The sequence below is a fragment of the Flavobacterium enshiense DK69 genome, assembly GCF_000498495.1.
GTDB classification, from domain to species: Bacteria; Bacteroidota; Bacteroidia; order Flavobacteriales; family Flavobacteriaceae; genus Flavobacterium; species Flavobacterium enshiense.
In genome coordinates this window covers 132,136-146,617 of sequence record NZ_AVCS01000013.1, presented here as the reverse complement: position 1 = coordinate 146,617, position 14,482 = coordinate 132,136, and the positions used below count along the sequence as shown (strand labels likewise).

Sequence of the window (14,482 nt, the reverse complement as noted above, 5' to 3'; positions counted from 1 at the left end):
GCTAATCTAAAGATTCGATTAAGATTAAATCGCCTTTTTCATGGTTGATGGTTACCAGTCCGTCTTCTTTGGCATGATTACTGCTTCCCGAACGGAACCCGATGGTCAGGGTGTCGTTTTCCAGCGGATAGAACAGGTTGTCAGAATGTATTCCGGTTACTTCTCCAATGGGCATTAGCGAGATGATACTGTCTTTTGGGTACCATTTCTGGAAATGTTTTGGTAACAGGAAAATTTTGGAGTGATCATCAAGAATGACTATTTTCAGATAATCCCGATACCGTACAATGTTCGTGATATTGTTGAGGGTATGATCGGCCCTTCTTCCGGTAGCCCAAATCACATTTACTGCTTTATGGCCTTTTTCGATGAGATAATCGAAGGCTTTTTCCAGATCGGTTTTGTCCTGATCAGGTGTATGTACAATTTCCAGTGGATATTGCTTTTTCAGATAGTGTTGCGCATTGAATCCCCTGTCGAAATCACCCAAAAGAACATCTACTTTGATGTTTAATTTAAGGACGCGTTCTATGGCGCTGTCCAACACAATGACAAACGGCGACCATTCCAAAAGCTGCCCTAATAATTCTTCGCTGCACGGAGCGCCGTTGGCAATGATTAAAGCAGGTTCCTGATCGTCGCGGACTATATGATGTGAAGACATTTTCGGATTATTTTTGTCAAAGATAATTATTGTACGAGATAATCTAGTAAATCAACTTCGCCTAAACTAAAATAACCTAACGGATAATTATCGGGGTCGGTTTCATTAACAATATTTCCCCTGACTGTCGCCGGCGGTGTCGAATACGGATTTCCCGAATTGGTACTGGAAATAGTAATCAGTTTGTTCATGTAATCATAATAACCGTTTGATATCCCCTGCAGTTGAAGCAATAATGTAGACCCATGTGTTGTATCATCACTGTAATAAAATCCAAACATGATATTACCCTGAAAGAATTCATCGCTCATAACGCCATAGTCAGGATTTCTTTTGTTAGGGTTCTTTACCCCAATCAAATAAAAATTATCTTCATCAGGATTGTCCTGATAATAAAATTTGACTTGTATTATGTCTGATCCATCAATATCGGGAACGACTTGCTGTTCAACATATTCGATGTTTGGTGTTGCATACAGTTTGTTAGTGGAACTGTAATTTTGGCCGTTGTATTGAACGTGTAAGGTGTATTCTTCATTTATTACCGGAACAAAATTATTGCAGACATAGTCGCCGGTATCGGGTACTTCAATAAAATTGAAAATGGTGTTCGAGCTATTTGTTACGGTAACTAATGCGCCTTTAGCAAAGACAATTTCGCTGGAATAAAAGTCATTGGTAAGGCTTAATTTAATGGTTTGTGTTTCTCCAGCGGTTTCTTTTTGCCATTTTATCACAGCATCGATGACTAACTTTGGTTCGTCATTTTGCAATTCTACATCTACAACTTCTTCGCATCCGTAGCTGAAAATCAGTAAGACGATTATATAACTGTATGCGATTATTTTTTTCATGTTCTTAATATTTAAAATTATAAGAAACTGACGGAACGATTCCGTATATAGAAAGCTTTACAGCTTCGTTAGCTCCTGTGTCGCTGTTTTGGCGGAAACTAATTGAAGCAGCATTATGTCTGTCGTAAATGTTGTAAATCCCGAAAACCCATTCGCTTTTCCATCGTCTTTCTTTTTTTGCTTTTGGTGTCAAAATTGCTGCAACATCCAAACGGTGATAGGCAGGTAATCGGTCATCATTTCGAGAGTTGTAGCTTGGGATGATAATGCCTTGAAAAACATATTTTCCTCTGGGATACGTTACGGGTTGACCACTTTGTAAAGTAAACCCCGCGTTGAATGTCCATCTTTTATTCAGTTTGTAATTTCCTGTTATGGCCAGATTATGTGGCTTGTCATAGGCAGAATCATACCAATCCCCGTTATTGATTCCAATTTCTGTCGGAGTTCTTCCGGGGGTTTTTTGTTCTGATTTGGATAGGGTATAAGCAACCCATCCGGTTAAAGCTCCTGTATTCCTGCGGATTAAAAACTCAAGACCATAACATCGCATCTCGCCGTTAAGGATTACCTGTTCAATGGCCTCATTTGCGATTAAATCGGCGCCATCGATATAATCCATTCTATTTTTTATTGTCTTATAGTACCCTTCAACTTCAACGGTATAATCATCATCTTTGAAATTATTGAAATAACCGACTGCGAACTGATCTGCGAGTTGCGGTTTTATATAGTTGTCACTTGGTGTCCAGACATCCAGCGGAGTTGGTGAAGAAGTATTTGAAACCAGCTGAAGATATTGGGCCATTCTGTGATAACTGGCCTTAACGGATTGATTTTTGTTGATTTCATATGAAACTGCAAAACGCGGCTCCAGATTATCGTATTGGGCAATTTTTTCATTTGTTCCGAAATACTTTGTTGCAATGGGAACACCTTTTTCATAAATTTTTAATTCTTCGTTGTAGGTAACCGACTGGTCATTTTCATAGTAGTTTACCGTTGATTTTCCGAGGCGGTAGAACAGGCTGTAGCGTAAGCCATAGGATATGGAAATCTTAGAGCTTACATTATGCTCAACATCCAGATATAAAGCCGGCTCAAAAGCATATTTTTTATCCAGTTGTTCGCTGTTTACAGGAGACCCACTGTCTGTCGGTTCGATTGTCCCGGGATTGAAATCGTAGTAATTGGCGTTAACTCCGTAGTTTAATTTTAGCTTGTCGGATAAATAATACTTCAGATCGTATTTCACGTTGTAATTACGGATGCCTGATTTCCAGTCGAAGGACATAAAATCGAGAATCAGGCCGTAGTAATAATCCGTGTAAATTGCAGACAGGTTTGAAAACACTTTTTTATTGTACAAGTGATTCCAACGCAAGTTGAGTGTAGTATTTCCATAAGTGTTGGTAAAAGTTTTATACATTGAAAAAATATCGCGGCCGAAATAGCCTGAAAGATACAGGTTGTCGTCTTTACTAAGTGTATAGTGAAGTTTGGCATTTAAATCATAGAAATAAGCTGAGTTTTGATTATCGGTCAATTTCAGGAAAAGATGGGCATACGATCCGCGTCCGCCAACAAGAAAGGAGCCTTTTTCTTTTACAATGGGTCCTTCAACCAATAATCGGCTGGAAATCAATCCGATTCCTCCGTTAAGACTCAGGTGGTTGCTGTTACCGTCTTTCTGATAAATATCCAGAACAGAAGAAGCACGGCCTCCAAAACGCGCAGGAATTCCTCCTTTGTATAATTTCAGATCTTTGATCGCATCGGGATTGAATACCGAAAAAAGGCCGAATACGTGTGAGGAATTGTAAATTGTGGCTTCGTCCAGTAAAATAAGATTCTGGTCGGCAGCCCCTCCACGGACATTAAAACCTGATTGTCCTTCGCCCGCATTGGTAACTCCCGGAAGGTATAATAACGATTTTATGACATCGACTTCCCCTAAAACCACAGGCATCTGTTTTATGGTTGCTATAGACAATTTGTTAATGCTCATTTCCGGTTTTCGGATATTAGCCCTTTGCTTGCCGGCTATTACAATTTCGTCAAGTTGTTTGGTTTCTGGTTTCAGGGCATAATTGAGGGTTAAATTTTCGATGAGGTCTATTTCCCGTTCGATGGTATGATATCCTACGCTGGTTATGATCAATGTGTATTTCCCCTCCGGAAGTGTAAGTGAATAGAAGCCATATTCATTCGTAAAAGTTGTTATTTTGGAGTCTTTTACCTGAATGTTTACGCTTATTAATGTTTCATTGGTTTTAGAATCCGACATTATTCCGCTCACCGTAAATTTTTCCTGAGCCAGGGCATCTGAAAAAATAAAAAGTGAAAAAAATAGTACTGCTATTTTTTTGAAATAGGCCATAAGATTACTGTTTAACAGCTGTTAAAATCGTTGTTTAAAAATAAAAATGATTGGTAATGAAGAAGTAATAAAGTTAGCGAAAACTCTTCGCTTTTCAATTATGTTTTTATGGAAAAATTACAAAAAAAAATATTGTGTTAAAAAACGAGGCTTGCAATAATTGTTAAAATGCTGCTGTATTTTTACTTTTGAAACAAATTGTGTATCTATATGGTAAAAACATGAGAAAAGCAAAAGAAACATTTTAAAAATGCAGTAATTTTGATATTATATCCCTACTTTTAACAAGGTGTTGATTGTGTTTTGATAAATGATAAATTTGCAAGCAATTAAGAGTGAGTTTGTAAGAATGCTTAAAACTAAATACGAACCAAAAGGCTAATGAGGTATTTCCAAGTTCCGTTTAATTTTTTTGTTGTACTAGTTGCCTGTGCAGTATTTTTCTCTGTGACTGTCGGGGCACAAAACACTATAGACGAACCACTGCTCTTTAAGGAGTCGGAAGCATTGGTTTTTAGTAAGCCGGATGAAGCGCTGAAGGTCGCACAGCACCTTTTGTCGAAAACCACATCAGAAACGGAAAAAAGCCAGATAAATTTACTGATTGCCGAAATTTACAAAGTAAAAGGAGATTACAGCAAGGCACTTGTTTATTTGTTTGAAGTGAATGAAGAAAATGCCGGTGCAGAACCTTTTACATTCATAAAAGCGACTGTCGCAAAATCTGAAATATTACAGAAATTGTATCTTGACAGCCAGGCTCAGAAATATTTTGAAGGAGCAGAGAATACGCTTGCTTCCATGAGCGACGAAAACCAAAAAAAATATTGCCGCGCTTTGATGCTTCTGGAGAAAATTGGAACCCAGGCTGACAGGCAAAACTTCAAGGGGGCCTTGGAAATGATTGAAAAAAATGCCAATCAGATTGATGAAGCCTCTAAACAGTACCCTTATTTTGATTTATGGTTTGCCATTTCGAAAGGGCGTGTTTATTTAGGTTTGAATGATTTTGAAAAAGGGGCCCAGAATTTTAACCGGGCATTAGAACTTTCAACTAAAGGGGATCGCAAAAACAGTTATGCTGAGGCCTTTGCTTTAGTGGGGTTGGCTAATGTGAATTTTCACAAGAAAGCACATAATCAGGCCGTACCACAACTACTCACGGCCCTGAAAACGGCAAAGGATTTCAATAATATTTATTTGTTAAGAGACATAAACCGAAATCTCATTGACAATTATATAGTTTTAAATGATAAGGCGAATTATAAATTTTATAATACAGATTTCCTTAATACTAATGCAGAGATTGAAAACATTGGGCAGGAATCGCTTAATATGGCTTATAATTTAATCACTAAAGATTATGAAAATAAATATCAGGCCAAGCGTGACGGATATTTTCGAGGTTTTTATCTGATATTGGGGATTTTTATAATTGCGGTATTGATTTCGGCGGGATTTTGGTTCCGTTTTCAGTGGGATCAGAAACGTCTGAAGGAGATTATCAGCTATTTGGAAATCACCCGAAGCAATCTTGTTTTGCGTCAGCCTGAAAAGAAAGAAGCGGTAAAAAAAGTACCATCCAAAAAAAGCGCAATTCCTGAAGAGACAGAACAGCTGTTGTTGAGTAAGCTGAAGCGATTCGAAAACACTACGCGTTTTGTTAATAAGGATATGTCGCTGGCTATTTTGGCTGGGCAGTTCGATACCAATATCAAATACCTTTCAGAAGTAATCAATAAACATTATGAGGTGAATTTTAATACCTACATTAATAAGTTGCGCATCAACTTTATTGTAGAGAAATTAAAAACAGATCCTAATTATATGAATTACAAGATCAGTTATCTTGCGGAAGCCAGCGGTTTCTCTTCTCACAGCAGTTTTGCAACAGTTTTTAAATCGATAACTGGATTAGCGCCCGTAACCTTTATTGACCTTTTGAGGAACGAAAAGGAAAACCGTAACGCCTCTTAAAGACAGAATCCATGAAACGTATCATCCATTTATTTTTTACTGGTTTCCTTTTTTTAGGGATATTGCTATTTGGTTTGGAGTCTTATTCCCAAGGTTCTAAGCGTTTGGATAGCATCATTAGGAAGAATACTTCGGAGATGTATAAGAATCCCGATAAAGTAATTGCTACCGGGAAGCAACTGCTGAAAGAAGCAGGTAATGATGTTGATATCAAAATCCGTATTTATAAATTGATTTCGGATGGTTATTCCTCAAAAAGGGATTATCAGAAATCATTGGAATATGTCATTAAGGCTAATGAACTTTTGCCTCAGACAAAGAATAAGCTTTTAAAGATATCTGTCGTAAATAAAACAGGGATTCAATACCATCAGTTGAAAATTTACGATAAGGCAATTCAATACCTTGATCAGGCAGAAAAACTGTGCCTGGAATATTCAAAACCGGATTCTGTTCGTGTTAGCCTTGGGGTCAATTATGTTGTAAGAGGTTTCATTTATAAGGAAGAGTTGAACTGTGCTATTGCGATCAACTTTTTTGACAGAGGGATTAAACAGATACTGAAATCCAAAAATCCGAAAAATAATGCCAATGTAATCAGTATTGCAAAGTATAATAAAGGAAACTGTTATTTGATGATGTCTAATAATGCATCAGCGACAAAGAGCTTTCTCGAATCGATAACTTATGCTAAAATGATTAAGGCAAACAGCTTGCAGGCATTTGCCCAAAAAGGACTGGCGCAGGTATATACCATCGAAGGAAAGTATAATCAAGCTATTTCTTTATTGCTTGAGGCGCAATCGATTTCGAGCGGTGTCGATGATTTAATCCTGAATCAGGAAATCTATAAAGGTTTGTCTGAAAATTATCTCGCCGTTAACGATTGGAACCAATATAAAAAATACCATTTGAAATTCCTGGAGATTCAAAATGAGGTGATGGAACGCGAACGCAAATCGGCCAGCGACTCACTCAATGCAATTGAAAAGGAAAATGAAAACAAGTTTAAAAGTGAGATTCCGGGTTATCTGTACCGTATAATAGTTGTTGTAATCATTTTAATGTTTTTGATATTTTTCTTTTTGATTTCGACCAGAAAAGCAAAAAGAAACATTGTTGACCTTAAAGAGACGATTAAAAGCCTGCAGGGTGAAAAGATGCTCTAGGATCAAAATAGAGCTGAGGCCATTTTATTCTTTTCGGTTTGCCAAAAAGGGCTTCTATCTGCTGCTTTTATCTTCTGAATTTCTATAATTAGTAAAGACCCTTTGTTGTATAACAGGTTAAGGGTTGTTATTTTTATTTCTCAAAATTATACTACAGGAGTGACTATTTTCAATCTTCTGAAGAAGTCTGCTTTCTTACTTTCTTTGAAATCACGTCTGCTTTTTTTACCAGTCAATATCCTACAGAATTTAAAAGTAATGCCTAAAAAGGACTACAAAATTGTGTGAAGATGCTGTAAAACTAGAAAATGCTATCTCTCGTCGATTTTATTTGTAATACATTGTTGCTGAAGGGTTTGTTTTGTATTTTAGAGTTTCAAAATTACTGAATTTTGAAAGAATTGCTATTATTATATATGTATGTAATATATAATTTCACGTCTTTAACATTTAAACCAAAATGTATGATTATGCAAAAAAAATTACGACTCGGCAAAGTATTTGATTGCTTTGGCTTAAAAAAAGAAAACCGACTCCTCCATGGAACGGTTGTCGCGTTATCGCTTTTTTGTTTTTCAAACAGTTCGTTTGCTCAACAAACTACGATAATCAATCCCGCAGAAGAGGGAGGATTTGAAAAACCCGGAAACACTTTCGCAGCAAATGGATGGACAGTTGCAAACGAAGGGACCGGTCCTATCAAGTGGGCCCTTGGAACAGCTGCCTCAGGAACCACATCAGTGGGAGCGATCACGAGTGGTTCAACAGCTGTAACGCTGACAGCTGCCAATGCAAACATAGTTCAAGGTCAGGTTGTGTATGGAGATAATATTCCTGCCAATACTTTCGTGGCTGCTATTTCCGGAACTAGTTTGACTTTATCCCAAGGCGCTACTGCTACTTCAGGTACAGTTACTTTAGGTTTTGGGAAAACTTCTGGAGGTGGTATCAGTGTGGCAACATCTCAGATAACTACAGCTTCTATTACTGCTAATACGTATTCAGTTACTTTAGCTGCAGCAAATCCAAATATTTCTGTGGGTATGTTAATTGCCCCAGTTACTGGTTTTATTGGAGCTGACACCTATGTAGCCAGTATTAACGGTACTGCATTAGGATTGTCAAAAGCTTCCATAAATAGTGGGGCATTGTCGGTTGCACAAACATTATCGTTTTCAGCAACTGGATCTGGAATTTCAGGTAACGCTGCTTATATAACCAATGATAATGGTGCTACCAATTCTTACGGAGGTTACACAGGGACCAGAACGGTTTATTTCTACAGAGATATCACAAACGTTCCTGTTGCTCAAAAGGCAATGACACTGACTTTTGATGTGAAATCTGCTCCGGCTTCCGGTTCTGGATGGCAAGTATGGGTGGCCCCTATTGCACAAACAGTGACGGGTACCAATACTCAGGTAACAGTACCTATGACTTATGGTGTTTCATGGCCGGGTGCAACATTGATCTCGTTCAATTCTGGTGCACAGGTCGCTACTACCAAAAATACTGCATTTATCCCTAAATCTTTCGCGGGCACTCCTTTCCGATTGATTTTCGTATGGACTAACAATGCGACAGCAGGAACAGTTCCTCCGGCGGCTATTGATAATATTTCACTTGTCTCGAGAATACCTGAAGAAATTAATTGTGCTCATTCCGGACTTTGGTCGCAGCCTGGCACTTGGGAAGGTGGAAATGTACCGACCCCTGCCGATACTGCTGTCCTTAATGATGATGGCGAGGTGGTTATGGTTGACTCAAGATATTCTGGAGCTGAGACCTTGTTCTTTTCGGGAACGAATACCTTATTACAATTTGCTCAGAGCAGTGTAATGGATGAATTTAACGTTGCTCAGGATTTGACTCTTTCTGCCGGTGGATCAAGATTTAACAATCATGATGGTTCCAATGGTAAGAACTTAAAATTAGGACATAATTTAGATGTAAGTGCTCAAGCCAGATTTGACAGTAATGTAGGTGGTTCTACAGCTGGTCAAGGTTGCTTAACGCTTAATGGTTCTACACTTCAAACAGTAACTGTTGCTACTGGCGGTTTAGTAGGCGGATCTGCAACAGGTGTAAACGGCACTGCTAACGTTGCTGGTGTTTTAAATCAGCTTGAAGTTAACAATACTTTTGCAGGAACTTCCAATGTTAGTTGGAAGGCCGATGGCGTTAGAATTAAAAGTAGAATTACTTTAACCAACGGAAGAGTAAGTGTTTTTACAGGAAACCGTTTGATTCTTGGAAATTTTAGTTCGTTAAGTAACATCTTTGTTAATCCGGGATCAGGTTTTGTGAGCGGAACGGTATCAAAGGTTATAGGTAATGCAAATCAGAGGGTGGTACAACCTGGAACTGAGTATCCTGGTACGGATGGTAGTTATAAGCCTACTTGGTATCCTTTTATTAGTGGAGCCGGTTTAGACAGATCATTATATTTATTGCCGGATACGTCTCCGACTACTTTCGGCGAGATGGCGGTAACGTATGCTGATGCAAATACTGTAAGTAATGTTACTGTTACTGAAGGTGCTTATACTATCAATAAACGTTATGACGGAAACTGGAGCTTCTCAACTCCGGATGGTAATGTGGTTCCTGGTGGAAACGCTTTTAATTTAACAGCGGGTGTAACTGGGTCAGATACAACAGCGACAGGTATGGGTGCAACAACCACTGCTATTACATTAGCGGCAGCAAATGCTAATATTTTGGTTGGTCAATTGGTTAGTGGGTTAAATATTGCTCCTAACACTTATGTAAGTGCTATTTCCGGGGCTAATTTGACATTGTCTCAAGCTACTACGAATGCTAGTGCTATTACGGTTCCGGTAAGGTTGAATTTTATTGCAGCTTCGTTAACAACTGCTACAGGTATGCCTGCGACAAGCACTGTTGTTACTTTAGCGGCGGCAAATCCTAATATTATTGTAGGGCAGGTGGTTTCTGGGCCAAATGTTGCTCCTAATACTTACGTTGCTGCTATTTCCGGGACAACTTTGACTTTGTCTCAAGCGACTACTAATACTTCTGATATTTCTGCAGCGGTAACATTATCTTTTACGCCAACGTATAGAGTGGGATTGTATGCTAACGGAGGTTTACCAGTTATTGATGGTACTTCAAGATTAATGAATGCTACAGCGGTTATGCCGGGTATACATCAGGATGGAACTGCAACGCCATTTGCGTTCAGAAAAGGTTTGACTATAGCTAATTTAACTTCAGATGCTGTATATATAGGAGCTAGTAATACATCATTTGCCAATGCGGCGACTACGATTGTTTCAGCTACTTCAGGTAACTGGAGTACTGGTTCAACATGGGTTGGAGGAGTTGCTCCTTCTTGTAACAGCTTAGTTACTATTGCGTCAGGTCATAATGTTACGGTAACAACTGCGGCTAATGCAGCAGGTGTGACAATCTCAAAAGGAGGTACATTAACGAACAACGCAGGTACTACTACGATGACAGTAGGTGTTTGTACAAATGACAACAACAATGCGGCTTTCTTTAACTATGGTTCACATGTTATGATTGCAGGTACTTTAAAAGTAAACGGTTTTGTTGCTCATAAAAACGGAAGTTTCTTCAGCCAGACGGGTGGTGATATCGTGATTGACAGTAACAATAACGGTAATGTTGCTTCTTCTGTTGCTTTTGGAGGTGCTTCATGTAAAATTGAAACGTCTAACTTAGATTTAACAGGAGGTAAAATTACGATTGTTGACCCTCTTGTAAACATAGGAACTCCAGTTGCAGGACAGTCTGCTGCAAATTTCAGTGTTAATACTGCAGGCGCAACAGGTACTTATATCGCTCCAGGAGGAACTAACGGAACTACCTTAAGTGAAATTAGAATAAATGGAACTTTTAGTAATAACATTTTTGATGCTGGTATGTCAATTTCAGGACCAAATATTCCTGCCAATACCACTATTACGAACGTTGTTCCCGGAACTAATCATATATTGACATTGTCGCAACCGGTTACAGCCTCAATTACACCTACTACATCACAAAATGGTTCTATCACTACCGGGTCTGCGAATGTTACTTTATCGGCTGCTAATACCAATATTTATGTGGGAGCATCAGTAAGCGGAACAGGTATTCCGGCCAATACGTTTGTACAGAGTATTGCGGGAACTAATTTGGTATTATCACAAAATGCGACTGCTACAAATGCAGCTCTTTCATTAGGGTTTCAGACAAATTTGACTTTTTCTTCTATGGCAAACGACATATCAGGTGTTGTGGTTGAGCAAAGTGCTGCAAATCAAAATTTAGCGATAGGAATGGGAATTTCCGGAACCGGTATACCTGCTAATACAACTATTACCGCTATAACGCCGCTTTCGAGTGGTGCAGGTGTTACGGGCGCGGTAGTGAGGTTAGGTTTATCGAACCAAGTTACTGGTTTAGCACCATCTCCAATAGTATCACAGCTACCATTGGCAATTACTGTTGTGACTCCTGGAGCTACTTCTGTTGTTTTATCAGCTGCAAACGGCAATATTCAACCGGGTATGACTGTTTCAGGACAAGGTATCAAACCGGGAACTTTCGTAACTAGTGTTTCAGGCGCGAATGTATCGCTGTCTGAGCCAATTCAGGCTGGAGCTCCTGCTCCAATGAATATTGAATTCCAGTCGTTTAACACGCAATTCAGTGGTTCGTTTATCTATGCATCGCCAAATCATTATGCCGCAGGGTTAAACCATACCTTACAAATTGGGGACGGTGTTTCTACGCAGAACACATCTTCGATTACTAACGGTTTTAACTGTCAGTTCCAGGCTGGTGGAGGATTATTCTCTTTAGGTAATTTAACAGTGGATGCTCCTCAAGGGGCAAGCCGATTCATGAACGTAGGTAGTAATAATGCCAATGGTGCTTACAATATGAACGTTCAGAATGCATTTACAGTTACAGCCGGCAGTGTTTTCAAAAAAACATTTGCTAACTCTACTATTTATGTAGGAGGGAACATTGTGAATAATGGTACTATTAATTCCGCGAGTGGTGGTACTCAATGGTACCTTGGGAATTATATTAATGGTGCTGCAGTGGCTACATCATTGCCACAAACAATTTCAGGATCAGGTACATTCCTTTCAAGTGAATGGGCTCTTAACCCAGGCCTTCCAACTCTTTCGGTTCCGCAATTAGTGGTTAATAATGCTAGTACTGCAGGGGTTACGATCAGTGTGCCTAATTTTAGAACTAATAGTGTTACTTTAACTAGTGGGATAGTGCACACTTCAGCAGCATATCCTATTTATGTAGGAAACCCTAATGTGACTTCATCTTCTTTTACAAGTGGTACTTTTTCAGGTGGTAGTGCCACTTCCTATATTGACGGGCCGGCAGTTCATGCCAACTCGAGCAATGCTACACTTACTCTATTCAAACTGTTCCCGGTTGGTAAAAATGGCAAGTACCTTCCGATACTTATTGCTTCAACCGGAGGTGTTGAATTAATGGCCGAGGCTTTTGATACCAATTCAGGTAATGAAACTTCAGCCAACCTTTCTAATTTAAGTGCAAACAGATGGAAAGTGACTAGAGTTGGTTCTGCTGGAGCCTTTACAGGTTATAACGTAAGGTTAGCGCCTTCAAGTCCTGTTGTTACTGCTTCAAATATTATTGTGCATTCAGCAACTGAGAATGGAACGTATGATATCGTTTCAAATCCTGCTTCTGCAATAACTTTTGATGCTGCTCACTTCTCTATTCCGGCATATCCTTCTATTGTTTTAGCAACTCCGCAAGTAGGTGGTTTCTTAGGGAATTTCTCTTACACAGAAGGTCCTGCTTGTACAGGAACTCCAACTCCAGGTGCTACTGTAGCCTCTTCGTCTTCAGTTTGTGCGGGACAATCTGTTGCGTTAAGTTTAGCAACTCCTACAACAGGAGCTTTGGTAACTTACCAATGGCAAAGTTCGGTTAATGCTGGACCTATGACTAACATCGCTGGTGCTACTGCTGCTACTTATACAGCTACACCTGCAGTGAATACTTCATACCAGTGTATTGTAACTTGTACAGGAAACTCTGGTACTTCAACTCCGGTTGCAGTAACAGTTACAGCTTCAACAGCTACAACTACTGGTTCTACAATGTGTACAGGCGGTACAGCTAATTTAAGTGCTTCAGGAAGCGCTATCTTAAACTGGTACGATGCTCCGACAGGAGGAAACATGGTTGCACAAGGTGTTGGTTACAGCCCGACTGTATCTCAAACGACTACTTATTATGTTGCTTCTGGTTCTGAATCTACTGGTTCTGCAAATACTGCAGCATTTGGTGGTACTGGAGTTTCAAGTGCTAATTTTAAAGGTATTTCGTTTGATGCTGTTAATAATTTAAAATTAAAAACAGTAACAGTTTACCCTAAAAACACAGCGTCTCTTACACCAATTACAGTTGGATTATTTGATGCTAACGGTAATGTTGTTGCAGGAACTTCTCCGGTAACTTTCACACCAACGTTAGTGACAGGAACTGTAGGGACAACCTCTCAAGTTGTTACGTTAAACTATACTATTCCTGTTGGTAAAGATTACAGATTAGTGGCTACTAATGGTTTAGTGGCAACTAATAATACTTTAGGAAACAGTAATGCTACTATTGCATATCCGTTAACTGTCGGACCGCTTAAATTAACTGGTAACGTTTCTGCACTTAATGATGTTATCGTTACTACAGGAGGTAATACAAATATTTTCCACAATTTAACGTATGATGAAGTTTGTGAAGGTATAAGAGTTCCGGTTACAGCTACTGTTGTTAATACTACGGCTCCAACAGCCGCTGCGACACAGGATGCTTGTGCAACAAGAACAATTGCTGATTTCGTTGTCACGCCTACTGCGGGAGCTACACTTACATGGTATGACGCGCCTGCTGCAGGAAATATTATCCAGACTTCGACACCAGCGGTTTTAGGTACTACTTATTATGTATCACAAACCGTTACAATTAATAGTGTTAGTTGTGAAGGCCCAAGATTTGGAATTACTGCAGGTGGTCCTTGTTTAGGTACTGCAGATTTCAAAATTGCTGAATTGAAATACTACCCGAACCCGGTTAACGATCAATTGACCATTACGGCAAAAGATGTAATAACCAGAATAGAGGTATACAATTTATTAGGTCAGCAGTTAAATGCTTTAGATAATACTACAAATAATGTTCAAATGAATTTTGGCGGATTTGCGTCGTCGACGTACTTAGTTAAAGTTTATTCTGAAGATCATGTAGATTTCTTTAAAGTGATTAAAAGAGATTAAGTAATGCCAAGTAAGGCAATCTATTGATTGCCTTACTTTTTTTTAATTTAAGTATTTCGGCATAGAATACATTTAACAAATAAAATTCAGAAAAAATGCAAAAAGAGTCAGCTCTATCATACTGGATGTTTATT

Annotated in this window: 6 protein-coding genes; 3 read left to right on the top strand and 3 right to left on the bottom strand. The window is 39.0% G+C overall.

Annotated elements, in window-relative coordinates; all coding sequences use genetic code 11:
* Position 1: 1 nt before the first annotated feature.
* From FEDK69T_RS09395 to FEDK69T_RS09385, 3 genes are read right to left on the bottom strand one after another with little or no spacing between them, the layout of a single operon-like run.
* Entirely contained in the window at positions 2-664 is a 663-nt protein-coding gene (locus tag FEDK69T_RS09395) for a thiamine diphosphokinase (protein ID WP_023573924.1), read from the bottom strand.
* 26 nt (positions 665-690) lie between these two features.
* Positions 691-1,518, bottom strand: coding sequence for a DUF4249 domain-containing protein (locus tag FEDK69T_RS09390; protein WP_023573923.1), 828 nt, complete (start codon positions 1,516-1,518; stop codon positions 691-693).
* 4 nt (positions 1,519-1,522) lie between these two features.
* Entirely contained in the window at positions 1,523-3,898 is a 2,376-nt protein-coding gene (locus FEDK69T_RS09385) for a TonB-dependent receptor (protein ID WP_023573922.1), read from the bottom strand.
* 381 nt (positions 3,899-4,279) lie between these two features.
* On the opposite strand from FEDK69T_RS09385, the gene FEDK69T_RS15485 reads away from it, so the two are divergent.
* From FEDK69T_RS15485 to FEDK69T_RS09370, 3 genes are all read left to right on the top strand, one after another.
* On the top strand, positions 4,280-5,875 hold the full coding sequence (locus FEDK69T_RS15485) for a helix-turn-helix domain-containing protein (RefSeq protein WP_023573921.1): 1,596 nt from the start codon (positions 4,280-4,282) through the stop codon (positions 5,873-5,875).
* A gap of 11 nt (positions 5,876-5,886) precedes the next feature.
* A complete protein-coding gene (locus tag FEDK69T_RS09375) occupies positions 5,887-7,044 on the top strand; it encodes a tetratricopeptide repeat protein (RefSeq protein WP_023573920.1) in 1,158 nt (385 codons plus the stop codon).
* Positions 7,045-7,514: 470 nt separating this feature from the next.
* Positions 7,515-14,348 (top strand): Ig-like domain-containing protein, encoded by a 6,834-nt coding sequence (locus FEDK69T_RS09370; RefSeq protein ID WP_023573919.1) that lies wholly within the window; start codon positions 7,515-7,517, stop codon positions 14,346-14,348.
* The last annotated feature ends 134 nt before the right edge of the window (positions 14,349-14,482 follow it).